Origin of the sequence: Pseudoalteromonas sp. P1-30, assembly GCF_001400005.1 — a bacterium.
Taxonomy (GTDB): Bacteria; Pseudomonadota; Gammaproteobacteria; order Enterobacterales; family Alteromonadaceae; genus Pseudoalteromonas; species Pseudoalteromonas atlantica.
The window spans coordinates 73,187-99,091 of record NZ_LKBC01000001.1 but is presented as its reverse complement, the minus strand read 5'-3'; the positions used below and the strand labels follow the sequence as shown (position 1 = coordinate 99,091).

Annotated in this window: 26 protein-coding genes and 2 pseudogenes; 11 read left to right on the top strand and 17 right to left on the bottom strand. The window is 41.5% G+C overall.

The window, feature by feature from the left end:
* Positions 1 to 24 precede the first annotated feature (24 nt).
* A pseudogene (locus AN395_RS00455) lies at positions 25 to 1,035 on the bottom strand (LacI family DNA-binding transcriptional regulator); the annotation flags it as partial.
* Between the two features lie 279 nt (positions 1,036 to 1,314).
* Here AN395_RS00455 and AN395_RS00450 point away from each other — a divergent pair.
* A pseudogene (locus AN395_RS00450) lies at positions 1,315 to 3,564 on the top strand (TonB-dependent receptor).
* A 33-nt stretch (positions 3,565 to 3,597) separates the two neighbouring features.
* Here the strand turns inward: AN395_RS00450 and AN395_RS00445 are convergent.
* The 5 genes from AN395_RS00445 to AN395_RS00425 form a co-directional block, all read right to left on the bottom strand.
* Positions 3,598 to 4,119, bottom strand: a complete 522-nt coding sequence (locus AN395_RS00445) for a hypothetical protein (protein ID WP_054981684.1) — start codon at positions 4,117 to 4,119, stop codon at positions 3,598 to 3,600.
* 58 nt (positions 4,120 to 4,177) lie between these two features.
* Entirely contained in the window at positions 4,178 to 5,728 is a 1,551-nt protein-coding gene (locus tag AN395_RS00440) for an EAL domain-containing protein (RefSeq protein WP_054981683.1), read from the bottom strand.
* Positions 5,729 to 5,854: 126 nt separating this feature from the next.
* A complete protein-coding gene (locus tag AN395_RS00435; protein ID WP_036963643.1) occupies positions 5,855 to 6,478 on the bottom strand; it encodes a GDSL-type esterase/lipase family protein in 624 nt (207 codons plus the stop codon).
* On the bottom strand, positions 6,478 to 6,990 hold the full coding sequence (locus AN395_RS00430; protein WP_024032852.1) for a DsrE family protein: 513 nt from the start codon (positions 6,988 to 6,990) through the stop codon (positions 6,478 to 6,480). Before AN395_RS00430 ends, AN395_RS00435 begins: the two co-directional genes overlap by 1 nt.
* Before the next feature lie 64 nt (positions 6,991 to 7,054).
* Positions 7,055 to 7,528 (bottom strand): flavodoxin family protein, encoded by a 474-nt coding sequence (locus AN395_RS00425; RefSeq protein ID WP_054981682.1) that lies wholly within the window; start codon positions 7,526 to 7,528, stop codon positions 7,055 to 7,057.
* Positions 7,529 to 7,605: 77 nt separating this feature from the next.
* Here AN395_RS00425 and soxR point away from each other — a divergent pair, with 77 nt between their 5' ends.
* The 3 genes from soxR to AN395_RS00410 all read left to right on the top strand — a co-directional run bounded on the left by soxR (position 7,606) and on the right by AN395_RS00410 (position 9,887).
* The gene (gene soxR / locus AN395_RS00420) at positions 7,606 to 8,070 is read left to right on the top strand and encodes a redox-sensitive transcriptional activator SoxR (protein ID WP_029773642.1); all 465 of its coding nucleotides are present in this window, start codon (positions 7,606 to 7,608) and stop codon (positions 8,068 to 8,070) included.
* Positions 8,071 to 8,167: 97 nt separating this feature from the next.
* On the top strand, positions 8,168 to 8,812 hold the full coding sequence (locus tag AN395_RS00415) for a hypothetical protein (protein ID WP_029773643.1): 645 nt from the start codon (positions 8,168 to 8,170) through the stop codon (positions 8,810 to 8,812).
* Complete coding sequence (locus AN395_RS00410; RefSeq protein ID WP_054981681.1) at positions 8,802 to 9,887, top strand: rhomboid family intramembrane serine protease; 1,086 nt, start codon at positions 8,802 to 8,804, stop codon at positions 9,885 to 9,887. The genes AN395_RS00415 and AN395_RS00410 overlap by 11 nt, the downstream gene beginning before the upstream one ends.
* Positions 9,888 to 9,947: 60 nt before the next feature.
* Here AN395_RS00410 and AN395_RS00405 read toward each other — a convergent pair whose 3' ends face one another.
* The gene (locus AN395_RS00405; RefSeq protein WP_235576528.1) at positions 9,948 to 10,454 is read right to left on the bottom strand and encodes a transthyretin-like family protein; all 507 of its coding nucleotides are present in this window, start codon (positions 10,452 to 10,454) and stop codon (positions 9,948 to 9,950) included.
* Positions 10,455 to 10,479: 25 nt separating this feature from the next.
* On the bottom strand, positions 10,480 to 10,851 hold the full coding sequence (locus tag AN395_RS00400) for a DUF1294 domain-containing protein (RefSeq protein ID WP_054981680.1): 372 nt from the start codon (positions 10,849 to 10,851) through the stop codon (positions 10,480 to 10,482).
* A gap of 53 nt (positions 10,852 to 10,904) precedes the next feature.
* Here AN395_RS00400 and AN395_RS00395 point away from each other — a divergent pair, with 53 nt between their 5' ends.
* Complete coding sequence (locus tag AN395_RS00395; protein ID WP_024032891.1) at positions 10,905 to 11,435, top strand: hypothetical protein; 531 nt, start codon at positions 10,905 to 10,907, stop codon at positions 11,433 to 11,435.
* A 63-nt stretch (positions 11,436 to 11,498) separates the two neighbouring features.
* Here AN395_RS00395 and AN395_RS00390 read toward each other — a convergent pair whose 3' ends face one another.
* Positions 11,499 to 12,041 (bottom strand): carboxymuconolactone decarboxylase family protein, encoded by a 543-nt coding sequence (locus tag AN395_RS00390; protein ID WP_054981679.1) that lies wholly within the window; start codon positions 12,039 to 12,041, stop codon positions 11,499 to 11,501.
* Between the two features lie 132 nt (positions 12,042 to 12,173).
* Between AN395_RS00390 and AN395_RS00385 the strand changes: the two genes are divergently transcribed.
* Positions 12,174 to 12,761, top strand: a complete 588-nt coding sequence (locus tag AN395_RS00385) for a TetR/AcrR family transcriptional regulator (protein WP_054981678.1) — start codon at positions 12,174 to 12,176, stop codon at positions 12,759 to 12,761.
* A gap of 97 nt (positions 12,762 to 12,858) precedes the next feature.
* Here the strand turns inward: AN395_RS00385 and AN395_RS00380 are convergent, their stop codons facing one another.
* The 6 genes from AN395_RS00380 to AN395_RS00360 all read right to left on the bottom strand — a co-directional run bounded on the left by AN395_RS00380 (position 12,859) and on the right by AN395_RS00360 (position 18,977).
* Entirely contained in the window at positions 12,859 to 14,979 is a 2,121-nt protein-coding gene (locus AN395_RS00380; protein ID WP_054981677.1) for a methyl-accepting chemotaxis protein, read from the bottom strand.
* A gap of 99 nt (positions 14,980 to 15,078) precedes the next feature.
* Complete coding sequence (arsJ, locus tag AN395_RS00375; RefSeq protein ID WP_029773649.1) at positions 15,079 to 16,296, bottom strand: organoarsenical effux MFS transporter ArsJ; 1,218 nt, start codon at positions 16,294 to 16,296, stop codon at positions 15,079 to 15,081.
* Between the two features lie 31 nt (positions 16,297 to 16,327).
* Complete coding sequence (locus tag AN395_RS00370; protein WP_054981676.1) at positions 16,328 to 17,338, bottom strand: ArsJ-associated glyceraldehyde-3-phosphate dehydrogenase; 1,011 nt, start codon at positions 17,336 to 17,338, stop codon at positions 16,328 to 16,330.
* A 38-nt stretch (positions 17,339 to 17,376) separates the two neighbouring features.
* The gene (locus AN395_RS00365) at positions 17,377 to 17,730 is read right to left on the bottom strand and encodes a metalloregulator ArsR/SmtB family transcription factor (RefSeq protein ID WP_004587025.1); all 354 of its coding nucleotides are present in this window, start codon (positions 17,728 to 17,730) and stop codon (positions 17,377 to 17,379) included.
* Positions 17,731 to 17,815: 85 nt separating this feature from the next.
* Positions 17,816 to 17,944, bottom strand: coding sequence for a hypothetical protein (locus tag AN395_RS19735; RefSeq protein ID WP_268795983.1), 129 nt, complete (start codon positions 17,942 to 17,944; stop codon positions 17,816 to 17,818).
* 148 nt (positions 17,945 to 18,092) lie between these two features.
* A complete protein-coding gene (locus tag AN395_RS00360) occupies positions 18,093 to 18,977 on the bottom strand; it encodes a LysR family transcriptional regulator (RefSeq protein ID WP_054981675.1) in 885 nt (294 codons plus the stop codon).
* 181 nt (positions 18,978 to 19,158) lie between these two features.
* Between AN395_RS00360 and AN395_RS00355 the strand changes: the two genes are divergently transcribed.
* The 3 genes from AN395_RS00355 to AN395_RS00345 all read left to right on the top strand — a co-directional run bounded on the left by AN395_RS00355 (position 19,159) and on the right by AN395_RS00345 (position 22,591).
* Complete coding sequence (locus AN395_RS00355; protein ID WP_054981674.1) at positions 19,159 to 19,779, top strand: glutathione S-transferase family protein; 621 nt, start codon at positions 19,159 to 19,161, stop codon at positions 19,777 to 19,779.
* A gap of 119 nt (positions 19,780 to 19,898) precedes the next feature.
* Entirely contained in the window at positions 19,899 to 22,034 is a 2,136-nt protein-coding gene (locus AN395_RS00350; RefSeq protein WP_054981673.1) for a pyridoxamine 5'-phosphate oxidase family protein, read from the top strand.
* A gap of 89 nt (positions 22,035 to 22,123) precedes the next feature.
* Positions 22,124 to 22,591 carry a nuclear transport factor 2 family protein gene (locus AN395_RS00345; protein ID WP_008129990.1) on the top strand — a complete coding sequence of 156 codons (468 nt, stop codon included), beginning with the start codon at positions 22,124 to 22,126 and terminating at the stop codon, positions 22,589 to 22,591.
* A gap of 278 nt (positions 22,592 to 22,869) precedes the next feature.
* On the opposite strand, the gene AN395_RS00340 is transcribed toward AN395_RS00345, so the two are convergent.
* Positions 22,870 to 23,298 carry an organic hydroperoxide resistance protein gene (locus AN395_RS00340; protein WP_004587024.1) on the bottom strand — a complete coding sequence of 143 codons (429 nt, stop codon included), beginning with the start codon at positions 23,296 to 23,298 and terminating at the stop codon, positions 22,870 to 22,872.
* A 135-nt stretch (positions 23,299 to 23,433) separates the two neighbouring features.
* Between AN395_RS00340 and AN395_RS00335 the strand changes: the two genes are divergently transcribed.
* Positions 23,434 to 23,892: a MarR family winged helix-turn-helix transcriptional regulator gene (locus tag AN395_RS00335; protein WP_054981672.1), complete on the top strand. Its 459-nt coding sequence runs from the start codon at positions 23,434 to 23,436 to the stop codon at positions 23,890 to 23,892.
* On the opposite strand, the gene AN395_RS00330 is transcribed toward AN395_RS00335, so the two are convergent.
* Complete coding sequence (locus AN395_RS00330; protein WP_235576527.1) at positions 23,881 to 24,780, bottom strand: LysR family transcriptional regulator; 900 nt, start codon at positions 24,778 to 24,780, stop codon at positions 23,881 to 23,883. The genes AN395_RS00335 and AN395_RS00330 overlap by 12 nt on opposite strands.
* Before the next feature lie 113 nt (positions 24,781 to 24,893).
* Between AN395_RS00330 and AN395_RS00325 the strand changes: the two genes are divergently transcribed.
* Positions 24,894 to 25,904: a zinc-binding alcohol dehydrogenase family protein gene (locus AN395_RS00325; protein WP_054981670.1), complete on the top strand. Its 1,011-nt coding sequence runs from the start codon at positions 24,894 to 24,896 to the stop codon at positions 25,902 to 25,904.
* The last annotated feature ends 1 nt before the right edge of the window (position 25,905 follow it).

Sequence of the window (25,905 nt, the reverse complement as noted above, 5' to 3'; positions counted from 1 at the left end):
AAATTTGTATCTACCATTCATAAATCAGCGTTTACTCGATTGGCGAGTTATTAATTCTATATCAATAACTTGAGATTCAACTTTTTGACCCATAAATTGTTGCATAAGCTTTTTAACTAAAAGTTCAGCCGCTAATTGAGTATTTTGTTTAATTGTTGAAAGCGACGGATGGCTAATATCTGCCATTGCTATATCGTCAAAGCCAACCAATGCAACATCGTTAGGGATACTGACATAGCGCTCTTTTAACGCCTTCATTGCACCTAAGGCAACCATGTCGCTACAAGCCATTATTGCATCAAAGTAGAGCCCTTTTTCGCGTAATAGACTATTAATTTCTTGATACGCCGAACTACTCGTAATATCAATAGAAACAACGTGCTGCTCTAGTTTATGCGTAGATAGCGCAGCCACATAACCGCGGTGTCTTTCGCTAATTTCACCGTGCTCTGGGTCGCCTAAAAATAAAATATTTTTTGCACCGTGTTCGATTAAGTGCGCAGTGGCTTGCATTCCACCTAGGTAGTTATCACTGCCTACAATAGGGTAGTTACTGGGTGTTTTAGGGTCTCCCCACACCACCAAAGGGATCCCCGCTTTAGCAGCCGCCTCTATATTGCGCTGATCTTTACCCTGCCCAACCACAATAATACCATCGGCCCTTCGACCATTAATAAAATAATTGGCCCAATCGTGCTGTGCCATTATTGAATTAGACAATAAAAGCTCTAGCCCTTGTTGATTAAGTGCAAGATTAATTTCGCTAACCACTTTAAGTAAAAATGGATCGCTAATCGATTGTTCGGTTTGTTCATCTAAGTTAATGATAACAGCAACAACATTTGTTTTTTGCGTTCGCAAGCGGCTTGCAGCGGTGTTTAAACTAAAATTATGCTCTTTAGCGAGTTGTTTTAATTTATCGCGTGTTTCTTGTTTTATTAACGGGTTGTCATTTAAAGCACGCGAAACCGTAGAGGTAGACACCCCTGCCAGCTTTGCTAAATCAGCTAATTTTATTTTTTTGTTATCCATGAAAACCCTGAGCCGCGTTGTATTAACTAATGTTTAATGTAACTAGCTGACAATATAGCATTATTAATTTTTTCTGGCTTGCCTCACAGGCTAAAAAAGCCATACCTAGGCTTTTACGCTCAATATTTCTACAAATATAATTCATAAATAATTTACAAATAAATATTGCAAACGTTTGCATTAATCTTTAAGGTTTCATCATATACAGCCTGTTTACATAAAAACTTTGTATACAGCGCAGTAAAAAACACACTGTTTAACACACTAAAAACGGGATCACACATGACATTCAATAAAGCAAAAAGTACATTAGCGTGCGCTATAACTTTAGCCTTGAGCTCACACGCAACCTTTGCACAAGAGCAAGCACAAGAAACCAAGGTAGAGCGAATTGTTGTTTCGGGCACACCTACCGGGGTCGGCATCAGAAAAATAGATGCAGGCTACGCTGTTACAAATATTGATAGCCAGCAAATTATTAAACTTTCACCTAAAAGCACTGCCGATCTGTTTAAAGCCGTACCTGGGGTTTGGGTAGAAAGCTCAGGGGGTGAATCTGGTGCCAATGTATTTGTACGTGGTTTTCCTGGCGGCGGTGACGCCCCATTTTTAACCCTAAGTATTGAAGGGTCACCCGTTTACCCAGCCCCTACATTATCGTTTTTAGAAAACTCTTCACTTTTTAGAATTGATGAAACGATTGAGACCATGGAGGCTTTACGCGGTGGGCCGAACCCTGTTTTATCAAACGGCCAACCGGGTTTAACAACTAACTTTAGGCTAAAGCGCGGTGGTGAAGACACCGAAGGCTTATTTAAATACACAACATCTGATTACGACCTACAACGAGTAGATGCAGTTATTAGTGGTGAAATTACTGACGATTTATACTTTATGGTTGGCGGGTATGTAAAAAGCTCTCCGGGTATTCGTGATGCAGGTTTTACCTCTGAGAAAGGCAGCCAATTTACTATTAATATCACTAAAGATTTAGATAACGGCGAGCTTAACTTTTATACCCGTCAAACAGATGACCATGGTGCATGGTACTTACCAACTCCACTTAATATTGAAGGGATTGACGCAGAATATACCCAACTTGGCACATTAAACCGCCAAGCAACAATATTCACAGGCCCTGATGCACAAGCACATGATATAGACCTAGGTGATGGCCGAGGCTGGGATGGACATGTTTCGGGCGGTAGCATTAAGTTAGAGCTTGATAATGGTTGGCAATTTTCTGACCGCTTTAATATAACTAAAGGGGATGCCAATACATACGGGTTGGTGCCAAGTGGCTCAGCAACCACGGTTGGTGCAGTTGCCGATAATGGGCAAACCGCATTTGGTGCAGTAACCAATACAGAATACGCAAGCGACACCCCTATACAACAGCTTGGACGATGGGTTGTACTTAAAGAAATTAGCTCATTTACAAACGATTTAGCGTTTTCAAAGCAATTTGATGATTTATCAGCCACGTTTGGTTACTACACAGCCAGTACATCGGCAAACGATTGGTGGAGTTTAGGTAATACGGCTTACCACGTACTAGAAGCCGGCGGCGAGTCGCTAACTGGCATTGAGTGTAATCAAAGCACTGATGGCTGCGATTTTAACTACGATATTAGCTCGACTGGTGATGCGCGAACCCATGCGTTTTATGTAACAGCTCAATACAAATTTGCCGAAGACTTTACCTTAGATGCAGGCGTGCGCCACGAAAGTCATGAAGTAGAATACAGTGTTGATGAAGACCTTGATGGAATTATTACCAAAACAGTTAACTATGATGAAAGTAAAACATCGTGGACCACGGGGATTAACTATTCAATAAACGATGACATGGGTGTATTTGCACGCGTAAACCGCGGTTATAAAATGCCTTAATTTGACGACTTTAGAGATAACTTTAGCGCTTATGAAGGCGGCGAAAAGCTAATTAAAGAAGTAACCCAAGGCGAATTTGGCTACAAGCTAATTTCTGACTCTACAGACTTTTACGCTACCTTGTTTGTTAACGAAGTAAAGGGCGATACATTTGTACGCCGCCCAGGTGTACCTGCAGAAATTTTAACAAACGAAGCGTACGGTGTTGAGCTTGATTATAACTTTAATCATCAGTCGGGTTTTTCGGTTAATTTAAATACCACACTACAAGAAACCGAAATAACGCAAAGCCCAACCAATGAAGGAAATGAATCTCAGCGTCAGCCAAAGTGGCAAGTGCGTATCACACCTAGCTACGACTTTGAGCTACAAGGTATGTATGCCACGTTATATGGCACACTGTCGGCTGTTGATGACCGCTTTGGTAACAACGAAAACACGGTGACTCTTGATGGCTACGAAAAAGTAGACTTAGGCCTAATTTTAGAACCTATGGAAGGCATAAAACTACAACTGGCCATTGATAACTTAACGGATGAGCAAGGTATAACAGAGGGCGACCCACGTAATGCCGATGCCCCAAATGGCCGCTATATTATGCCACGCACTACGCGCTTTAGTGTAAGTTATGCGTTTTAAACACACTTAATACTAAAGGGAGCTTGGCTCCCTTTATTTTATTTTTTCGTTTAGTTTATTAAGCGCCTCTACCGAAAAGCCCCTATCGTAAAAATGTAAAATTTTACCTTTGCTATCTATTAAAACAACGCGAGTATTGTTTGGGTTTTTATTACCTGTAAATTTTTGCACAGTGTCACCATCTTCATAAATAGTGATTACCCCGCCCCACAGCTCTTTTGGTATACCCTTGCGCATACCGCTGTCTATAAATGTACTAAACATACGCGGGGCCATACCTGCTATGGTAGGCAGTTCGTAAGTGGGTAATGTAACCCCTGTCATGTCTAAGCCAATTAACCAACGGTCTATGTCAAATTGGCTATCTTGTTTATAGCCAATGAGTAACAAGGTTTTATCGGCTTTAAAATTACTCGGTATGGTTACGCTTTTCTCATCTAGGCTTTGGCCGCTAATGGTAGGAAACTGCTTACCGGTAATTTGCTGATTTGGGTATTGAGCTGAGCACGCACTAAGCATTAACACCATAAATGCGCTGGCTATTATTTTAATCATTTTAAAACCTTACACTGTTATAAATATCATACTAATACGTGTATGAGGTAAAACACGTTTAAACCGTTTGCAATTTTAAATACGCTTTAAACTCTCGAAGTGCCATGGGCTTGGCATATTTCCAGCCTTGGCCATAATGTACGCCAGCTTGTTTTAGTATGGCTTCTTGCTCATTTGTTTCTATGCCTTCTGCTACACAGGTGTAGTTAAACTTACGTACCAACGCCATAATATTAGGGATCATTGATGCCTTTAAGCCTTGTGTTGTTATATCTTGTACAAAAGTGCGGTCAATTTTAAGCTGATGAAAGCTCAAGTTTTGTAGATTTTTTAAGTTAGAGTAACCCGTACCAAAATCATCTATCGATAAATTAAAGCCCGCCTCAACCAGCCTTTTAAAGTGGGTATGGGCAACTGTTGAGTCTAAGTATTCGTCTTCTGTTATTTCTAAACAAATAATAAAGCGCGAATCGGTGAGTGCAGGTATGTCTTTTAAAAGCGCAATATTGCCTGTTTCTACATCATAGGGAAAAATATTAATAGAAATTTTAAAATTGCGCGGTAATGCCTCAACGGTGGTTAGCTCATAAAGTACTTTTTCAATCATGGCTTGGGTAAAGCGCCACGTTAAATTGGTTTTTCTTATAATAGGAATAAATTGATCAGGAAATAAAACCCCGTATTTATCTTCAAAACGGGCTAACGCCTCACAGCTAACCACTTTACCCGTTTGCAAACAAATAATGGGTTGGTAGGTCCAATAAAATGAGCCTTTTTTAAGGCCTTTGCGCACACGCGTGATAGTTGAGCGCCTAGCCGCTAAGCTATAGTCAATTAACAGCCCACTTGATACACCCGCTAACGAAATTAAAATAAGCGAAATAATCAATAAAAATTGATTATCAGCAAAAAATTGGCTCCACGGAAGTTGTACGGCTGCGCAGTACTCGGGGTTATTAGTACTGCATTTAATAATTGATTCATAAGGTAAAAATGAGTGATTTTTTACCTGCTCATAAACCCCTTTAGCCCCTGCTAAATGAAACGTCTCGCGCGTGTTTTTATAAAGTACTTCCCATTTGGTCGATACAATTACTTTATCGTTAAAAGCGCGCGTATCGACTATTAAATTGTAATTACCTTGCCTTGCAATTATCGCTTCCATTGCACGGCCACTAAACAAAAGTAAATACAATTGTGGTTCGTACCTTACGCGCACAGGTTTATTATCGTATTTATCAATTCGAATGTAGTCGGGAGGATTATCGGTAATTGTAGCTGCAAGCTTTCCTGCCCCGGTGGTGCAAACCAGCTCATTATTTGTAAAAAAGCCAATATCTATCACGTATTGTGCATCAAACAACGCGCGGCGCATTTCTATCAATGTATTGTTATTACATTGTTTAGCGTTTGCGTTATTTAGGCGGGTTAAAATTTTTCTACGTTCTGTTGCGGCAGCATCTATGTGTTGAACAATATAATTTGAATCTCGCGCTAACTGCCTACTTAGCTTTTGTGCAGCAAAGTACATCAGTGTGCTAGCACATATAATAAAAACCACGACACCGCTTAATACTGCAATTAAAGACCTACGTTGATATTGTTTCATAACACCTTTTTAAAGAAGCTGTGTGTGAGTCAGGTGCAATAATAATTGCATATCTGGGCATAAAAGCAATCAAGCTTGTAAAATAATTAAAGCAAATTACGTTTTTAATTTATTGATTTGTTTGCATTATAATTGCAAAACCAGGTGGCTGAGTATATCGCTAAGCTGCTTATGGCCTTGGCTATTTAAATGTATACCATCACTCCCTAGGGGGGCGTTAAGGTGTGATATATCAACGTAATTAAGCGCGTGCTCGTGTGCTACACGTTTAAAGAGAGCGTTTAAGGGTTGTAACTTTTGATTACAGTTTAAATAAATACGGCTTAACCCATGCTGAGGGTTAATAAATAAAGGACCAATAACAATTATGTTCGGTAAATTAGCAGGCGAGTAAAATTGTTTAATAGAGCCAATAAAATGCGTAAGGCCGGTGGCTATATCTGTTGGGGCTAAGTTAAAACGCTTTTTTAAATCGTTAGTGCCAAGTGCAATAATGAGCGTGTGTAAAGCGTGTTGCTGCAAATCGGGTTTTAAATAGCGAATACCATTAAGCTCCCCCGTAAAAGGCGGGTTATTCACAAGCGTACGGTTTGGCTGTCCCGACTCTATTACGGTAAAGCCGCTGCCTAGCTGTTGCTGTAACCGCGCCGTCCAACGGGTCTTTTCATCATAGCGCTTACCTGTTTCGGGGTTTAAACCCCACGTATTAGAGTCGCCAAAGCAGAGTATATTTTTTGTTATTTGCGTCATTAAAATGGATTAATCGTATAGCCTTGTTGTTGAAGTTGTGCGTGCGCGGTCATCGCAGAAAGCGACATTTTTACGCCATCAATAAGCAACTCAGGCGTTACTTTAAAATGAGTTGCCGATTGCCCACACACATACACCTGAGTGTTATTAGCAAGTAGCTGCTCAATTAACGCTTGGTTTTTATTGTCATCACTAAAGCGTTTTTTATATTCGCTGTTAGCTAACACATCAACGCTTGCGCTGCCGTGCACAACTAATGCAAGTTGAATGTTTTCAGGCTTTACACCATGCGCTACATGCATGTTAATAAAACGCGCTAACGAATTTATTGAATTATTTTGCTCGCCTTTTTTAGCACCATCGGCAACATCAAATGCTATTTTAAATACCGTAGAGCTATTAATTTTGTCATGCTCGGGTACATTATAATAATTACCAAACCCGTTAATTGGTTGCTCATTAGCATTAATAAACGGGCTAAAAAGCAGCACTAACCCTAGTAAATATTTCATAAAACAATCCTGTGTTTTTAAGCGTATTACTAAACTACCAGAGACAACCAAAAAAGGCTGCAATTTAAGCAACCTTTTGGGTACTTTTATGGTGATGATTAATAAACTGCATACCTAAATAACTAAACGTATTTTTAAATTGCTCTACAAAACACGCCGGCGCCTCACTTGATGACGCATTAGAAAGCACTGAAAAATGCTTACTACGCAGCGTTCGTAACTTTGGCTTTAATGCTTCATCGTCCATGTAGTCGGTTATTCTATCAATAAATAATTTCATTTGTACCGTGGTGCTGTACCAATAAACGGGTGAGGCAAACACCCAGTGGTCATACTTTAATAGTGCTTCAAATACTGCGTAAAAATCATCGTTTTTATAGTTTTTACTGTAGCAGTATGGCGCTATTTTATAATCATCTAAGCATATTATCCTTACATCGTTTTGCTCAGCAAAGCTGTTAGCGTGTGCCTGCGTATTACCATTTTTACGTGCGCTTGAGTAAATAATAACAGTGCTGCGTTTAAGTTTTTGTTGCATTTAGTTAGCTCCTTTTTTAATGTTGAAAGAAGCTTAAAACCTCAACTTATATTGAGGTCAACCGGAAATTTAAAACAATGCCAATAGATCAAAAAAAACTAACCGAGGCTAACCTAACCGTAGGTTATGTCGCTAAGCGCAGCGGCGTAAAAGTATCAACCCTACACTTTTACGAAACAAAAGGACTCATACGTAGTTGGCGAAATAGCGGCAACCAACGCCGCTATAAAAAAGATGTGCTGCGCCGTATAGCGGTAATAAAAGCCGCACAAGCCATGGGAATAACACTTGATGAAATAAAACACACCCTGGCCACATTACCTGAGCAGCGCACTCCCACACAAAAAGACTGGTCAGCCCTTTCAAAGCAATGGCAAGCACAGCTTGATGAGCGCATAGCGTATATGCAGCGCCTACGCGACCGCGTAGATGGCTGTATTGGCTGTGGGTGTTTATCTATGAGTAAGTGCCCTATTTATAACAAAAACGACCACTTAGGCGAAAACCAAAGTGGTGCTGTGCTGTTAAATTCATCTAGTTAGCATTAAAGGTACATTTATCGGCAAGTCGCATTGATAATTAGCTACAATATAAGTACTCTATCATGTCTAAAAAGGAAGCAATTATAAGGATATAGCGTTGGAACCTACTAACCCAGCTCCACCCAATAACAACTCTAAAAACCCAGCTACAACACAAAAATTGGCACAGGCCTTAAAAACGGTCGATAACAAAGAGCTTAAAAGTACTGGCTTTTGGCTAAATCAATTTTTTATGGTGATCTCTACTATTTTTGGCGTGTACTTAGCCGCTCAAAGCGGTTTAGAACAAGCACTTAAATTTGATAACTTTAGCAAAATGGAAGATAACTATTATTTACGTACCTCATTGTTTGATGAAGTAACCGATAATGTTAAAAGTGTGAGTGAATATGCAGCGCTTTTAGCTAAAAGCCCGCCAAAATCTGAAATGGAATATTTTAAGCCAACGCTTGAAAAATACATATGGCAAACAATGCAATACTCGCCAACAACGCTTGAAACTCCCAGCGAACTGTTGACCCAAATACGCCGTTTTTACTCTCGTTCAGAGTTTTTAATTAATGCAGCCGTTAGCAGAAAAACCTCAGCTAAGCATGCTGCAAGTGAGCTTAAAAAAATAGCAGAACAACTAAAAACGACTACCCTTCCTCGATTAAAAAATAGTGCCGAACAATTGAAAAAAGAGCTGCAACAAAACGATATTTCAGTCGGCTCATTAAAGGAGTTAACACATGCCAACTAAACGCTGCCCTCATTGTAAAGATCATCCATTAGAAGTAACCCAATATCAAGGTGAAGAAATTGACATCTGCCGAGAATGCGGTGGCTTATGGTTTGAAAAAAACGAAGTTAACAGGATGATCAGCGAAATAAATGAAGGGCCAGAAGGTGATAAATTTGAAACTCATTTTGGAGAATCTTTAGGTGTTTCAGAACTTGATTGCCCAGATTGTAGTAAAAGTTTAGAGCGTTTTCATCTTCTCGAGGCCTTTCATACCGAAATTGATGTATGTAGGCATTGTGATGGCACATGGATTGATAGAGACGAGTTAGAAAGCGTAGAAAAAAGCCCTGAATTAAAAAACAGCTTAAGTGAGCTTAATCAAAAAGTAAGTTGGAAAACCTATCTTTTTCAATTTTTAACGCAAATGCCAGTTGAATATAATATAAAACCACAAAAAACACCGTGGGTGACACGCAGCCTTATTGCTTTAAATACACTCATTTTTGCACTGTATTTTTCAAATCCAAATGCCTTTAATTATGTTATTGATAATTTTGCGATGACACCCGCAGATTTAAGCCAAGGCAAAGAGTTATGGAGTGTTTTAACGTGTGTATTTTTACATGGCTCTATTATGCACTTAGTAGGCAATATGTATTTTTTACATATAGTTGGCGATAACCTAGAAGATGTATTAGGTCATAAGCGCTTTTTAATGTGGTATTTAGTGTGCGGATTACTTGCCTCGTTTGCCAGCTTCATTGTAAGCCCTATGTCGACAATTCCTGGGGTAGGTGCAAGTGGCGCAATTGCTGGTTTATTTGGTATGTACTTAATGTGGTTTAGGCATGCAAGCCTTACTTTTATGTTTGTAATTTACCAGAAAAAGCTTTCTGCGGTGTGGTTTTTCGCGATTTGGTTAGGGTTTAATATTTTTGGTGCAATAACAGGCCCAGATGGAATTGATTATGGCGCACATATTGGTGGGTTTATAGCAGGCTTAATTATTGGTTACTTACTAAAAAACAAAATTTTAGCAGGAAACCCAATAATTCGTTTGCTTAATCAAAGCGAAGCACAGTTAAAACGTTAACAATTGCTATAAAGCCACTGATAGATAAACATTAGTGGCTTTATAAAGCTAACTTAATCCCTAGCGTATACACCGCGTATAAACTGTATAATACTGGCCAGTATCTTTTATCGGTATATCGTAAGTTTCAGCCTCTTCACTGAGGTCGCATTCAAAGTGATTTAGCATATCAGAAAGTAGCGCTTGCTCTTGCGTGAACTGTATTGCGGCATCCCAAAGTATTGAATCTTCATCTTTTTTATTTCCAATATAAATACTCTGTAGCAAAGAACTATTAAAAAACATATTTGAAGGATTAGAGCTGCGTATAGTTTTACTTTTAAAGTAAAAATCTCCATTACTATCGCTTATTACTTCATCTGTGTAGGTATCACCATAAATGAGCTCTCGGGTAATTTTAACACCCGCCTGCGGCTCCCCATTTTTTACTAGCCGGCCTTTTATTTGCAGTGATAGTGTTACTTCTTGTTTATTAAAAAAGCCAAACATATCTGCGCAACCTTGTATCGGAAATAGTAAAAATAAAATAAGCGTTAAAGTGACACCTGCTAACCTTGAACTAGTCATAAAAGTCCTTTTTGTGTTTATATTTTTAGCCTACCAGAAAAAATACCGACAGTATGCTCGCTACATTTAAAACAATACACAGCCATAACACCACTATAAAACGACGTTTTTGCGATTTATGCCTAAGCCATTGCTGTGCAATGAGTGTGCCGGGCCAACCGCCTAGTAACGACAGTAACTGAAGCGTGCGCTCGGGTGTGCGGTTTACTTTTTTATGCGCTGATTGTTTAGCTTGTCGTTTATCCCATGCGTACATTATAAAAGTGATTAAGCTCAGTGCACTTATATAAGCGGGTGCATAGATAGGTATGTATACGGGTAAGTATTGCGATAGGTACGCAAGCCAAATTACGGCTAAAAAAAGCAGTGAGAAGGTGATTAATGTTTTCTTTATCAATTCATGATCGCCTATACTAAAAAGAGTTAAACCAAAATAATAAGAGCCAAATTATGACATACTTTAAAGCCCTATTTTTAGTATTATGCTTATACGCCTTTAATAGTTACGCCACTGATACCCCAAGTAACCTTGATAAAGAACTCGCTGTATTTAAACCTTATTTAGGTACTTGGCAGGCCGATTTTGACGTACCTAAAGGCGCAAAACCTGTACAAGATGTTGGCCTCTGGGAGCGCGCATTAAATGGTAAAGCTATACATACCAAGCACTCTATTAATGAAGGCGAATATGGTGGGGAATCAATGATTTTTTACGACAGTAAAAAAGAGTCATTGGTGTTTTACTATTTTACTACCGCAGGTTTTTACACAAAAGGCACCATGAAAGTGCTCAGCCCTACCCAATTTGTAGCGTATGAAGAGGTAACTGGCAGTAAAGAAGGTATTACTAAAGTGCGCTCGATCAGCGAGCTAAAAAACGATACGTTTGTAGTTTCAACTTCTTATTTAAAAAAGGGTGAGTGGACTAAGCCCGAGCAACGTACTTACACACGCAGCACTAAAGCCGTTAAATTTAAATAATGGCCATTCGCTTATAATACAAAAAGGCAGCCTAGGCTGCCTTTGTTATTTATAAAACCGCTATTATTTAGCAAATTTTTTAAATGGTTCATCAACTGGTGTATCAGCAAGGTGGTTAGTGTAGTTGCTCATTACTTTTTGCGATAAGCCTACAACAATTTCTAGTAGTTGCTGTTTACCGTAACCTGCTGCAAAAAACTTTTCAATTTGCTCATCGCTAATTACGCCGCGATCGCGTGTCATTGCAAGCGTTGTTTCACGCAGTGTTGCAAGTTTTGCATCTGCAAGTGGTGTTTTGTTTACTAGAGCATCAACAATATCTTGGTCTACATTCATTGAAGCGGCAATTGCGCTGTGTGCTGGTACACAGTAATGACACTCGTGCTCAACATTAATTGTTTGCCATACCACCGTTAGCTCTTCTGCGTTAAACGAGGTGTTTTGAAATAACTCATGCAGTACTTGGTAACCTTTAAGTAACGTAGGCGCTTCTGCCATTACGGCATGAAGGTTAGGTAACATGCCAAATGCTGCTACTGAATCAGCCATAAGCGATTTTGACTCTTCTGGTGCGTTGTCTTGAGTATATAACGTAAATTCTGCCATGTTCTGCTCCAATAAATTAATGTGTTTGAGTAACCTGGTGCCAGGTTAAGTAACTTCGAGACACATACTATTTGATTTTGAGCGACTGTTCAAGTTAAAATTGAGCATACGTTCAAAATAGTTGAGATTAAAATGGCAAACAAAGTTAAATTTGAGCGCGATAATGTAATTCGCGTTGCAAGCCAATTGTTTTGGGAAAAGGGGTTTAACGCCACCTCAACCCGCGATTTACAAGAAGCCATTAACATGCGCCCAGGCAGTATATATGCGGCGTTTGGCTCTAAAGAAGGCCTATACAGCGAGTCTTTAAAAGACTACACAGTACAAATGAAAAGCCAAATTGATGGGTTTTTAGCAAGTTCTGACTCTGTTTTAGGTGGTTTGCGTGCGTTTGTAGAAAACGTAGTTATTAAAACCAAAGACTGTAGCCCAAGTGCTATTTGTATGTTGGTAAAAGCAAACAGCGAATTTGCAGAAAAAGACGCCTCGTTATACGAGCTAAGCTTAGACCTATCGGCAAAGTTTGAAGCCTACTTAACCACCTTGTTTGCTCAAGCCATTAAAAATAATGAGCTAAGCAGCAACCTTACCGCGCTTGAATACGCGCAGTTTTTTCAGGTGCAGTTTACTGGGCTTCGTGGCTATTTTAACCGCCCAGGGGTTGAGCAATTAGCGCAGCCAATGATCAATCAAATGTTTGCCTTGATCAAAAAGCTATAACGTTTCGTTTTACTAACTTCTAAAAAGTCTCAACTAAAAAAAGCGGCTAATTCGTGTGAATTAGCCGCTTTTTATATTTGCTAGGGTTGAGCTTTACTTACGTTTTAAGTTTATTAAGCTCGCTATCTTGCTGCGCTACCAGTGCATTAAGCGCTTCACTGCTATCGCCCGCTTTGGTAGATAAATCAGCAAGTTGCGATGCCGCATCAGAAATAAGCGTAAGGTTACGGTTTATCTCTTCGGTTACTAAGCTTTGCTCCTCGGCTGCGGTGGCAATGTGGGTAATTTGATTAGTAATTTCATCTACTTTTACTACCACACTGTGCAGCGCGTCAAACGCCACTGAGGTTTCGTCTACTGCGCTTTGCGCGCGTACTACGCCTTTTTCAATTACGGTTGATGCATTACCTACTTCTAACAATAAGCTATCTATAAGTTGGCTAATATCATCGGTAGATGAGCGTGTTTTAGACGCCAGTGCGCGTACTTCATCAGCTACTACGGCAAAGCCTCTGCCGTGCTCGCCAGCGCGCGCTGCTTCAATGGCGGCATTTAATGCAAGTAAGTTGGTTTGCTCCGAAATGGTTCTGATCACATCTAAAATTTGCGTAATATCTTTACTACGCGAAGCCACTTTTTCAACCGCTTGGTTGGCTTCTTTTATTTCTTCAGACATGGTTTTCACTTGGCTCATAGCCGATGACAAGCTCGACTCACTGCTAACCACTAAACCATTTATTTCATCCGCTTGTTGAGCAGATTGCTCAGAGGCTCTGGCAACTTCAAGTGCGGTGGCGCTCATTTCGTTCATAGCGGTTACTACGCTTTCAATTTCTTGAAACTGCGATTGCACATTATGCTTGGTATCAATAGCAATATGCTGTGCTATTTCGCCTTGCTGTTTTGTTTGCGACGATACATCTTTAAGCTCTGCAATTAGGCCACGTAGCTTAGCTAAAAAGGCATTAAAACCACCCGCAAGCGCAATCAGCTCTGCGTGGGTATCTACATGGAGTGTATGAGTTAAGTCACCTTCTGAGCTGGCAAGGTTATCTACACGCTGTTGAATTTGCTCAAGGGGTGCAACCACAGTGCCCACTACCACTTTCATAATAATAAAAGCAATTAAAGCAATAACAGCACCGGTTATTAAAATAACAACACCGAGCTGATTGGCCGAGTCACTCATGTTTTTAGCTAAAGCATTAGGCCCCTCTAGCGCTAAATTACTTGGCACTTCAATAAGTAGGCTCCACTGAGTGTTAGCCAGCTTAATGTTAATTGGGTAGCTAACTAAATACTCGCTAGGTGTTTTAAAAAGGCCATGTTGCCCTTTAAATTTAACCAGCTCACTGTAAGTATTGCTACTAACTGCCTCTTTAAATGGGCGGCCTAATTTAGATTTGTAGTGACTGCTGCCTACAATTAAACCTATATCACTTAAAAGTGTTACTTTTGCTTGGCCGTTATAAAGTTCGCGCGAAAGTTTTTCGGTTAAGCCCTGAAACGTAGGGAGCGTTAAATCAACGCCTGCTAAACCAATAAAGCGGCCTGATTTAGTAATAGGTACGGTTAAAGAGGTAAGCATAACCGAATCGCCAGAAGGTATTTCGTAAAGGTAAGGTTCCATAATACAGGGCTTAAGTGTATCTTTTGCGCATAAATACCAATGCGCTTCACGAATACCAAATTCGTTTAACGAGGTCAGGTATTTATCGGCAGCGTTAGCTACTTTTTGCTGCTCAATAATGCCGTTTTGGTCACGCGTTATATATACTTCTAACGTGCCATCGCCATTAACTGAGTGTTTATATCCTTGCTTAAATTGCGCGTCTTGCCCATCAAAGGCATTGGCTTCAAACTGCGAATAAATTGACGATAAAAACCGATTTTTTTCAAGTATAGAGCGGTTAATGCTCACTACCGTGTCGCGGTTTAATGTTTGAGTATTAGCCGCATCACCAAGTAATGCAGCTAATGAGTTTGGAATTCGGTAAGCTTCGTTGATAAATCCGGCAATTTTTTCGCCGTAAGCAGCCGCGTTTGCGTTAAGCTTTTGCTCAACTTCGGCCACGATATAATCTTCAGATTCTTTAGCGAGCGCCTCGCTGTTTGATGACATTTGCCACCATAAAACCCCAGAAAGTACTAATACTGTTAAAAATGTACTCCCTACAGTTATCCATAATAACTTTTTTGCTAACGTGAGTTCTCGCACTTAAATTACCTTTTGTTAAAACACCCCTACAGTTTAATATACAAACTGCATCAAGCCATCAATAACATAAAATAATTTAAGTTTTTTGAACAATTAGGCCTAACGCTTGGCCAAAATAGCAGTGGTTATCGTGGCACCTATGAGTAAAGCAACGCTCACCCACAAACACGCTACAAAGCCATAAACCTGAAACACCCACCCCGAAAGCACCGTGCCCAGTAAACGCCCCATGGCATTAGCCATATAATAAAAGCCAACATCAAGCGATACACCATCGCTTTTAGCAAAGCTGACAATTAGGTAACTATGCACAGATGAATTAACGGCAAATACACCGCCAAAAATAAGCAAACCTATAATCAGCGTGGCATGCACGGCCACATCAAGTTGCATAAAAAGTGCTAATAGTGCTGTTACACCACTTAGCAGCAACACCCATAAATAGGCATGTTTAACGGTATCAACGTTTGAGTTACTGGTGCCGGTAATACGCGGCGCTTGTGATTGCACACCACCGTAGCCAATTACCCAAAGTGCCATAAAGCCACTTACCCACCAAAAGTTCCAGTTAAACTGCTGGGCTAAATAAATAGGTAAAGCCACTACAAACCATACATCACGCGCGGCAAACAAGCATAATCGTGCTGCACTTAATAAATTTATTGCACGGGATTTAGAAAATAGCTCTTTAAACTTAGGCTTATTTTTAGCCTTGCCCATGTCGCCTTTTAAAAATACAACGCTAATAATCCACGCAATAGTGAGTAATAAAATTAGGGCTTTTAAAGCACCTACAAAACCCAGTACCGTAAGGAGTAAACCACCTAAAAAGAAGCCGACCCCTTTTAACGCATTTTTTGAGCCCGTTAAAATAGCCACCCATTTATAGAGCTGGCCTTGACCGCTTTCTCCCTCGGGCACTAAGTGTTTAATGGCGCTTTTGGCGCTCATTTTATTTAGATCTTTTGCTATGCCACTAAGCGCTTGCGCCGCCATTACATAAGCCACGGTGAGCCATTCACTTGGCGCACATAACATAGCAAGCGCCATTATTTGCAGCGCCAAGCCAAAGTTCATGGTTTTATTAAGGCCTAAATGAGCCCCTAGCCAACCGCCCACTAAATTGGTGATCACACCAAAAATTTCGTAAAACAAAAACAGCATGGCAATGGCCAGCGCACCATACCCTAACTGATGAAAATGCAGCACCACCAGCATACGTAGTGCGCCATCGGTTAAGGTAAATGCCCAGTAATTACCGGTAATTATTAAATACTGTTTTATTGCTGTAGGTAAATTAGCGAGTTGCTCAAACATGGTTAACGCCCTTAAAACCTTTAATTAATGGTTAAACCAAGTCACTTTTAGCAACTTTAAGCATAAGCTCGGCAGTACGATTAGCGTAGCCCCATTCGTTATCGTACCAAGCGTATAATTTAAGCTGGGTATTATTAATAACCATGGTAGAGAGCGCATCAATAATGCTACTGCGTGGATCGGTTTTGTAATCAATCGATACCAGCGGTTTTTCTTCGTAACCTAATACGCCAGCAAGCTCGTTTTCAGACGCTTGAGCAAACCATTCATTCACCTCAGCGGCAGTTACACCACGCTCAAGCTCAAATACACAGTCAGTAATAGATGCGTTAGTTAACGGTACACGCACAGCATGGCCATTTAACTTACCTTTTAGCTCAGGGAATATATGCGTAATAGCTGTTGCACTACCGGTTGTGGTAGGTATTAAACTTGTCCCGCACGAACGAGCACGACGTAAGTCTTTATGTGGCGCATCAATAATAGTTTGGGTATTGGTAATATCGTGAATAGTGGTCATTGAGCCGTGCTTAATGCCTACTTTTTCTTGCAGTACTTTTACAATAGGCGCTAAACAGTTAGTCGTACACGAAGCCGCAGTCACAATTTTGTGCTCATCTGGGTTATATAAATTATCGTTAACGCCCATAACCACATTTAAAATGCCGTCTTCTTTTACCGGAGCGGTAACCACAACGCGCTTAACACCTTGTGCTAAATATTGATTTAACAGCTCAGTGGTTTTCATTTTACCGCTGGCCTCTATCACTACATCGCAATCTGACCAATCGGTATCGCTAATGGTTTTGTTATTGGTAACGGCAATAGTGTGTTTACCCACACTAAAGCTATTCTCGTTTGCTGTAACGCTGTGCGCTAAACGCCCGTGCACTGAGTCAAACTCTAATAAATGGGCATGTGTTTTAGCATCGCCCGCTACATCGTTTACTTTAATAAATTCTACTTCTGGCCACTCTAAAGCTGCGCGCAGTGTTAAACGTCCCATACGGCCAAAGCCGTTAATACCTACTTTAATTGTCATAATAAATACCTTTAGTAAAGTTATATCAATTTGCTTAATTAACAGCAGCTTGCTGCACGCTCTGGGCGATTACCCATAGCATTGAGTCGATTTAAATCGTCGTTATAAAACGCAGAATTTTCGTTTCGTGTTTGCGTTAGTACGCTAAGAGCCCATTGTGGCAAGGCTTTATTAATACTGTAATACACCCATTGATTTTGCTTACGGTCGCTCAATAAGCCACACTGCCTAAGTTGCGCTAAATGGCGCGACACTTTAGGTTGGCTAAGTTCAAGCGCAGCAACAAGCTCACACACACATAGCTCTTGCTCATGGCTAATTAATAACATGGCTTTTAAGCGCGTATCGTCGGCTAAGCATTTGTAAAATTGAAGTGGGTTGAGTTGTTCCATAGCATCCTCGTTTAGTTAGTGTGCATACAATAAAACAAAATTATAATATATGAAATAGTGAATATACGATTTTTCGTATATTTATTTAAAAGCCCACTTCAATTAATGTGATCTCTAGTAAATTGCAGCGCACAAAAAAGCCCAGTGGCAACCCCCTGAGCTTTTGTAGCGTTTTAGTATAGGCATACTTGGTGTGCTTTATCGCTGCTGCCATTTAAAGCCTTATGCTAACAAGGTATTTACGCAGCTCTGTGCGATAAAAAGATGCCCTACGCTTTGCTCTACTTTACAAGCAAAGTCTATATCAATAAGCAGATACGTTATACATTGTGCCTGCACAGTAGCTATTGAGGTAATTACCACTAGCTTGTAAAAGAAAGTGCAAGATGATCAAGTAATGCTCGTATTCTTGCCGGTAAGTGGCGGTTTGAAGCATACACTGCGTTTAATTCCAATATGCTTGCTTCGTAGGGTTCAAACAGCAACTGCAATGAGCCGTCTTTTACGTAAGGCTCTGTCACGTATTGTGGGCCCATGCCTATTCCCAGCCCTTGAGAAGCCATGTGGGTTACTGCTCTGGGGGAGTTAGAAGCAAAATCGCCGCTAACATTGACGGTGAACGTATTGCCATCTTCCTGGAACTTCCAGTTTTCCGGGTCGTTTTGAGAAGTCTGCAATAAACAATTGTGTGTCGCCAGCGCACGGGGATGGCTTGGTTTGCCATTGCGCTTTAAATACGCAGGAGAGGCAAAAAAAACAATACGCATATCCATCAATCTTTTAGCGATCAGTGTTGAATCTTTCAACGGTCCGAACCTCACAGCAACATCCACACCTTCATCGATGATAGCCACGTACTGATCAGACAGGTTCAACTCAACATTGATTTTCGGATGCAGGGCTAAAAACGGGGCTAGTGCATCGACTAATTTGGTACTGCCAAATGCGGTAGGTGCGGTTAAGCGAACCGTGCCAGACAGTGCAGACTGTCGATGCTGAATGACATCTTCTAGCTCTTCAAATTGTTCCAACAAAGGAACGCATCGCGCAAAATACGCCTGCCCAGTTTCGGTCAACGTAACGCTGCGCGTAGTACGGTGGAACAACAAGGCACCGTGCTTTTGCTCCAGCTGAGCGATGTATTTACTCGCCAGTTTAGTGCTTATGCCTAGTTGCTTGGCCCCACCAGTGAAAGATTTTTGCTTAGCCACCGCAATAAACGTGCGCATGCCATCGAGTGTATCCATAAAAGCTCCCTATGTTGCCCCGTGTAGTGCTCGGCCTAATTTATGAACATTCTGTACATAGTGATTCTATAAATCAACATATTGTTCATAAGAAACGCAGCGCCTAATATTTGCCCATGTCACGACAGGTCAGTGACTAACATCAGAAGTCATTAGTTAACGATTAAATAAGGTAAATATCATGTCAAACGCCATTAAAATTCACGGTTTTCCATTATCCGGTCATGCCCACCGAGTAGAGTTATTTGCGAGTGTTGCAGGCATAGCCCATGAAGTTATTTATGTAGACTTACCCGCTGGGGAGCATAAACAAGCCCCATTTCTGGCTCTCAATCCATTGGGTGTAGTACCAGTAATAGAGGATTCAGACGTGGTAATTCACGATTCAATATCAATCTTGATTTACTTGGCACGCAAATATGCCCCTTCATATATTCCGCAAGATCTTGCCAGCGAAGCTGAGATGCATCGTTTCCTTGCCATGTCTGCAGGAGAGATATCCTTCGGCCCTGGTGCAGCGAGATTAATTAATGTTTTCAACTCGCCGGTTGACCCTGTTTTCGCTAAAGAAACAGCAGCAAAAGCCCTAACAAAATTGGAACAGCAACTCGATGGCAATGACTTCTTAGTGGCTAATAAAGTGAGCTTGGCTGATTTTGCGATATACAGCTATGTCGCCCACGCTCCCGAGGGTGATGTATCTCTTGACCCATATCCGAATATACGTCGCTGGTTATCTAACGTAGAAGGGTTAAGCGGTTTCGTTCCTATGCAGGCTACAAAAGCGGGACTGGTAAAGTAAGTGTTTGTTTTAGCGGCTCTGCCTTTCAATGAATAAGTTTGAGCCCGACATTCTTTTGCATCACCAGTTTAATATTTTAGGCAAATGCTTTTCCGGCGCACTGCGCTAATGGAGTCATTATGAACACACACATTACTTCAAGTGCTTTTCACGAAGGTGAACAGCAAATGCAAAGAAGTGCCGGAAGTTACCAAAAAATGCGTACTATTGGCCGCCGCGCGATCCGCGAATTTATGCCAGATCAGCATAGGCAGTTTTTCCAGCAACTGCCGTTTATGGTGCTGGGTAGTACATCAGATAAGGGGCAACTTTGGGCGTCAATTTTGCCTGGAAAGCCGGGCTTCGTGCAGTCCCCTTCCCCGACCAAGCTCACAGTAAACAGCCCAATTTTATCAGGTGACCCATTAGCCACAGCAATCAAACTAGGCGCTCGCTTGGGTTTATTGGGGTTAGAAATGTCGACCCGGCGTAGAAACCGCGTCAACGCTTGTGTTACTAGCGCAGCGAACAACCAGTTTGCTTTAGAGGTTGAGCAATCTTTTGGGAATTGTCCGCAGTATATTCAAACTCGCGACCTTCACTTTATCCGTTCGCCAGATGCGCCATACAAAGCTCCGCGCGCTGAAACGTTTTTTGAACTAAGTGATAGCCTAAAGGCCTTTATCCGCCAAGCGGATACGTTTTTTGTTGCCAGTTCTGCGGGTCACGAACCTGCAAACGAAGTAAACCGTCAGCTATCTGCCCACAATGCTATGGGGGTTGATGTGTCACACCGTGGCGGCATGCCAGGTTTTATAAAGGTTGACGAAAACACCCTCACCATTCCTGATTATGCAGGAAATAACTTCTTCAATACGCTGGGAAACTTCTTAGTCAACCCCAAGGCAGGGTTATTGTTTGTTGATTTTACCAGCGGCGATGTTTTTATGTTAACCGGCACGGTTACCTTGCTGGCGAGTGACTCACCGATAATTAAAGGGTTTCAAGGTGCACAGCGCGGCTGGCAATTTACCCTAACCCAAGGGGTGACATTAAAAGCGGCACTTCCATTTCGCGCTCAATTCGATAGCTACTCCCCCAATTCTCAAGCAACGGGGACTTGGTTAGAGGCAGAAGCAATCGTTAAAGCACAAGCACAGCGCAACCAGTGGCGCGCATTTACCGTCAGTAAAATCGAAGACGAGAGCAGTACAATCCGCTCATTTTACTTGCAGCCAAAAGATGATTCGCCCGTACTGCCATTTTGCCCAGGGCAACATTTAACCCTGCGTATTAAGCAGCAAAATACTGAAAACTGGCTTGTGCGCAATTACACTGTATCCAGTGCCCCAACGCAAAGTGGTTATCGTATTTCAGTAAAACGTGAAGAGTATGGTCTGGTATCAAGTACCTTGCATTCTCGAATATCGATTGGCAGTGAAATACAGATTAAAGCACCAAGCGGCCATTTTTTTATCGATAACACACAACAGCGCCCAGCCATTTTAATAGGTGCGGGTGTGGGCATAACGCCAATGGTAGCCATGGCTAATGATGCAGTTAATGAAGGTATACGCACTCGCTATATCCGCCCAATGGCAGTTATTCAAGCGGCCAAAAACAGTGAGCAACGTGCTTTCTATGCAGAGCTGAGCAATATTGCTAAGCGAAGCGCTGGACGTATTCAGTATTATTCTGTCTTAAGCCAGGCGCACAACACTCAAACGCAAAACGCTATTGCGTCGAACGATTACACTTCCCAAGGGCGAATTAGCCAAAGCTTGGTAATGGACGTACTTAATGCAATGGCCACAGAGCATAGCGTCGATTTCCCATCGCTGTTCGACAAAGACTTTTATCTGTGTGGCCCTCAGGGATTTATGCAAAGTATGTATGATTTACTGATTGGCATTGGGGTAAAAGATCAAGATATTCATGCCGAAGCGTTTGGGCCGTCGTCTTTAGCACGCCAATCAACAGATGCCAGCAAGCACGCTGAGCTAGAGGCTGAATCTGCTGTGGTAAAGTTTGCCCACTCAGGTATTGAACAAAGCTGGTATAAAGGTGATAGCTCCTTGCTAGAGGTGGCCGAAAGCAAAGGGCTTACGACACCATACAGTTGCCGCAACGGCCAATGTGGCTCGTGTGCGGTTAAACTAAAAAGTGGTGCTGTAACGTATCGCACCAAGCCAAGTGCATATATTGACCCATCAGACGTATTGTTATGCTGCGCTGTGCCAGCGAAAGATTGCGACACTGTTATATTAGATTTGTAGCTCAATTAATCAGGCTAATATTCAAAGCCACTTATTGATGAAACCTATACAAGTTATTCAACGTTACTTTACCCAAAGAGGATTTAAACATGAGTACACGCCCACCACTGCCCCCTTTTACCCGCGAAAGCGCCATCGAAAAAGTGCGTCTAGCAGAAGATGGCTGGAACAGCCGTAACGCTGAAAAGGTATCACTTGCTTATACAGTGGATACCAAATGGCGTAATCGCAGCTCTTTCGTGAACAGCCGTGAGGAAGCCGCCGCATTTTTAACAGGAAAATGGGAAAAAGAATTGGAATATAGGCTGATAAAAGAGTTATGGGCTTTCACTGAAAATCGTATTGCCGTGCGTTACGCGTATGAGTGGCACGACGACAGCGGCAACTGGTTTCGCTCCTACGGCAACGAAAACTGGGAATTCGATGAAAACGGCTTAATGCAAAATCGCTTCGCTTGCATCAACGACTTACCCATCAAAGAATCAGAGCGCAAATTTCACTGGCCCCAAGGGCGCCGCCCCGACGATCACCCAGGACTGTCGGAGTTAGGGTTGTAAGCACACCCAATACACCCGATACAAACGATAAAGTTTGCCCTCTATCGGCGTTCTTGCAGAACGCCTTAACCCTTTTCATCCTCCCAACATTTTTCAGCATTAAAGAGCTGCTTACTTAATCACTGCAAGACAAATACAGCTGTGTCAGTTGCTGGTATATGGGTTAATTTAATCATGCTGTTTTCATATATTTATAACGTTATTTTTTAATAAACTTTGCATACAAAAAAGCCCAGTGGCAAACCACTGGGCTATTACAATGCTAAGTGATCAGTTAATTAAATAACCGAAAGCTCTACTTCAATATTACCGCGAGTAGCGTTTGAGTATGGGCATACTTGGTGTGCTTTATTTACCAGCTCTTGCGCTGCTGTTTTATCCATATCACCGAGTGATACAGCTAATTTTACTGCAATGCCAAACCCGCCTTCAATCGCGCCAATAGATACTTCAGAGTTAATGTGTGTATCACTTGGTAGCGCAATTTTTTCGCTACCGGCTACAAATTTTAGTGCACCAATAAAGCACGCTGCATAACCAGCTGCAAATAATTGCTCTGGGTTTGTGCCTTGTCCGTCGTCGCCACCTAGCCCTTTTGGGGTTGATAAGTTTACATTTAAACGGCCATCGTCTGATTTAGCTACACCTTCACGACCACCGGTTGCAGTTGCTTTTGCTGTGTAAGCAACGTTTTGTAATACATTCATAGTGAACTCCAAAGTTTATCAATTAATTTAGTTTGCATGCAAAATAATAGGGCAAGTAATTAGAGATTGCAAATACTTTGCATGCAAATTAAAATGTTTTTTGAGTTGAAGGTATTAACGCACTAGGAGTTAGGTATGTCATTTGAGCAATTAAAATTAAAAAATCAGCTTTGTCATAGGTTATATATGGCATCAAATAGTATTGCCCGCGCTTACCGTGAGCCTTTAGCTGCACTTAATTTAACGTATCCGCAGTATGTCGTAATGATGGCGCTGTGGGAGCAAGACAAAATAACCATAGCGCAGCTAATAGATAAAACCGCTATTGATGGTGGCGCTATGACTCAAATACTCAAAAAAATGACCGAAAAGTCTCTACTGGCTGTTATTAAAGATGAGCACGATAAGCGAAAGCGCCTAATTCAGCTTAGCCAAAGTGGGCAAGCCCTTAAAAACGAAGCCGCTGATATTCCAAAAAACATATTATGTAAGTTTGAAAGTGTAGACCCCACACAAGCCAAACAGCTAATGCAGCTGCTTGATTTAGTAATAAGCGATTTAGCAACTAAAAACGATGATGAGTTAGCCCACTAACGCGGTTATTTTTTGTTGAATAAACGCCCTAAATGCGCTGATCACCGGGGTCATTTGGCGCCGATCGGCATACATCATATAAAGCGGTAGCGGATCGCTTTGCCACTCGGGGCATAAATGAACGAGCTGCCCGCTTGCTAAATCATCAATTACATCTAAGTACGACTTATACGCAATGCCTTTGCCCTCTAGCGCCCAGCGCCTAACCATTTCGCCATCGTTAACTATGTGTTGGCAATTTAGCTGCACTTTTTGCACTGCGCCATTTTTATAAAATCGCCACTCTTTAAACACTTCGCCAAAGCGCATAAAGGTAATGGTGGTGTGCTGCGTTAAGTTAAGTGGATGTGTAAGCAATCCATTGTTTGCTACATATTCAGCAGAGGCCACTAAAATACGCGCATTATTTAAAAAAAGTGGCGCTGCAATTAACTGCGAATCTTTTGGTACACCAAAGCGCAGTGCAATATCAATTGATTGGCTGTAAATGTCGCTTACTTCGTCACTTAAGTGCAGTTTAAGTTTTACATGCGGGTAGTGTGCTAAAAACTCATTAAGCCATTCACTTAGTTTATTGCGCCCTAAGTCGCACGGAGCCGATACCTGTAGCGTTCCCGTTACTTCGCCCACTGCGGTTTGTACTGCAGCTACCCCTTGTTGAATAAGCGAAAGGGAGTCTTTGGCGTAACTTAAAAACTGCTCCCCTGCCACACTTAAGCGTAAGCTGCGAGTAGAGCGAATAAACAGCACGTTTCCTAAATCTTTTTCTAGGCGCTTAATAGCTGCACTTACCGCCGCTGGGGTTTGCTCGTTTTGTCGTGCAGCTTCAGAAATACTGGCGCAACTGGCTACATCTATAAAAGTTTGAATATCGTTAAATGATCGCATATTTTCAATTAAAATTTGAAAGTGCTTTAGTTTTTCATGTCTTTTTCTATTTTTCAACTGAGCTATAGTGCTTATAAGTTAAAAACACTTGGTTAAAATCATCAGGAACGCACATGAAAGCATTTGGCTACACCAAAAACACTAAAACGCTTACAGCAAGCTCTATACAAGCAATTGAGCTTGATACCCCAGCAGCCAGCGGGCACGACCTACTTATCGAAGTAAAGGCTATTTCGGTAAACCCTGTAGATACAAAAATACGTGCCAATGTAGCACCGGAGCAAGGCTACAAAGTATTAGGCTGGGACGGCGTAGGCGTTGTAAAAGCCGTTGGCGAGTCGGTATCGTTATTTAATGTGGGAGATCGTGTATTTTACGCTGGCGATTTATCGCGCCAAGGCAGTAATGCGCAATTTCAATTGGTTGATGAACGTATTGTAGGGCGTGCGCCTAAAACATTAACCGACGCACAAGCCGCAGCGCTGCCGCTAACCAGTATTACCGCTTACGAAATGCTGTTTGAGCGCTTACAAGTGCCTAAAAATAAGCAAAATATTCAGCAGTCTATTTTAGTTATTGGCGCCGCAGGTGGCGTTGGCTCTATTTTGGTACAGCTTGCCAAGCAACTTACGGGGCTAAACGTGGTAGGTACTGCATCGCGCGAGCAAAGCGTAACTTGGCTTAAAGAATTAGGAGCGGATCATGTGCTCGATCATACTAAAAATTTAAACGAGCAGCGCAAAGAGCTTGGTTTAGCTGAGTTTGATTACGTTATTAGCTTAACCCATACCGACCAATACCAAGATCAAATAGTTGAGTGTATTAAACCCCAAGGTAAATTTGCGCTAATAGATGACCCTTCATCGTTCGATATTTTAAAATTTAAGCGTAAATGTATATCGGTGCATTGGGAGTTTATGTTTACCCGCTCGCTATTTACTACCGCCGATATAACAGCGCAGCACACCTTACTTAATGAAATTAGTGAGCTGATAGACTCAGGTACACTTAAAACCACGCTTGGGCAAAATTTAGGCCCAATTAACGCCGCTAATTTATATAAAGCGCATCAAATTTTAGAATCGCACACCTCACGCGGTAAACTTGTTTTAGAAGGCTTTTAAG

What these genes read in the sequence shown, in the direction of transcription:
- AN395_RS00410 (WP_054981681.1), top strand. Translation starts at nt 8,802, where the DNA reads ATGCCAACTAAACGCTGCCCTCATTGTAAAGATCATCCATTAGAAGTA.
- AN395_RS00430 (WP_024032852.1), bottom strand. Translation starts at nt 6,990, where the DNA reads ATGAAATATTTACTAGGGTTAGTGCTGCTTTTTAGCCCGTTTATTAAT.
- AN395_RS00340 (WP_004587024.1), bottom strand. Translation starts at nt 23,298, where the DNA reads ATGAATGTATTACAAAACGTTGCTTACACAGCAAAAGCAACTGCAACC.
- AN395_RS19735 (WP_268795983.1), bottom strand. Translation starts at nt 17,944, where the DNA reads ATGGCAGCAGCGATAAAGCACACCAAGTATGCCTATACTAAAACGCTA.
- AN395_RS00435 (WP_036963643.1), bottom strand. Translation starts at nt 6,478, where the DNA reads ATGACGCAAATAACAAAAAATATACTCTGCTTTGGCGACTCTAATACG.
- AN395_RS00355 (WP_054981674.1), top strand. Translation starts at nt 19,159, where the DNA reads ATGTCAAACGCCATTAAAATTCACGGTTTTCCATTATCCGGTCATGCC.
- AN395_RS00440 (WP_054981683.1), bottom strand. Translation starts at nt 5,728, where the DNA reads ATGAAACAATATCAACGTAGGTCTTTAATTGCAGTATTAAGCGGTGTC.
- arsJ (WP_029773649.1), bottom strand. Translation starts at nt 16,296, where the DNA reads ATGTTTGAGCAACTCGCTAATTTACCTACAGCAATAAAACAGTATTTA.
- AN395_RS00365 (WP_004587025.1), bottom strand. Translation starts at nt 17,730, where the DNA reads ATGGAACAACTCAACCCACTTCAATTTTACAAATGCTTAGCCGACGAT.
- AN395_RS00445 (WP_054981684.1), bottom strand. Translation starts at nt 4,119, where the DNA reads ATGATTAAAATAATAGCCAGCGCATTTATGGTGTTAATGCTTAGTGCG.
- soxR (WP_029773642.1), top strand. Translation starts at nt 7,606, where the DNA reads ATGCCAATAGATCAAAAAAAACTAACCGAGGCTAACCTAACCGTAGGT.
- AN395_RS00330 (WP_235576527.1), bottom strand. Translation starts at nt 24,780, where the DNA reads ATGCGATCATTTAACGATATTCAAACTTTTATAGATGTAGCCAGTTGC.
- AN395_RS00370 (WP_054981676.1), bottom strand. Translation starts at nt 17,338, where the DNA reads ATGACAATTAAAGTAGGTATTAACGGCTTTGGCCGTATGGGACGTTTA.
- AN395_RS00425 (WP_054981682.1), bottom strand. Translation starts at nt 7,528, where the DNA reads ATGCAACAAAAACTTAAACGCAGCACTGTTATTATTTACTCAAGCGCA.
- AN395_RS00325 (WP_054981670.1), top strand. Translation starts at nt 24,894, where the DNA reads ATGAAAGCATTTGGCTACACCAAAAACACTAAAACGCTTACAGCAAGC.
- AN395_RS00395 (WP_024032891.1), top strand. Translation starts at nt 10,905, where the DNA reads ATGACATACTTTAAAGCCCTATTTTTAGTATTATGCTTATACGCCTTT.
- AN395_RS00385 (WP_054981678.1), top strand. Translation starts at nt 12,174, where the DNA reads ATGGCAAACAAAGTTAAATTTGAGCGCGATAATGTAATTCGCGTTGCA.
- AN395_RS00360 (WP_054981675.1), bottom strand. Translation starts at nt 18,977, where the DNA reads ATGGATACACTCGATGGCATGCGCACGTTTATTGCGGTGGCTAAGCAA.
- AN395_RS00390 (WP_054981679.1), bottom strand. Translation starts at nt 12,041, where the DNA reads ATGGCAGAATTTACGTTATATACTCAAGACAACGCACCAGAAGAGTCA.
- AN395_RS00335 (WP_054981672.1), top strand. Translation starts at nt 23,434, where the DNA reads ATGTCATTTGAGCAATTAAAATTAAAAAATCAGCTTTGTCATAGGTTA.
- AN395_RS00350 (WP_054981673.1), top strand. Translation starts at nt 19,899, where the DNA reads ATGAACACACACATTACTTCAAGTGCTTTTCACGAAGGTGAACAGCAA.
- AN395_RS00405 (WP_235576528.1), bottom strand. Translation starts at nt 10,454, where the DNA reads ATGACTAGTTCAAGGTTAGCAGGTGTCACTTTAACGCTTATTTTATTT.
- AN395_RS00345 (WP_008129990.1), top strand. Translation starts at nt 22,124, where the DNA reads ATGAGTACACGCCCACCACTGCCCCCTTTTACCCGCGAAAGCGCCATC.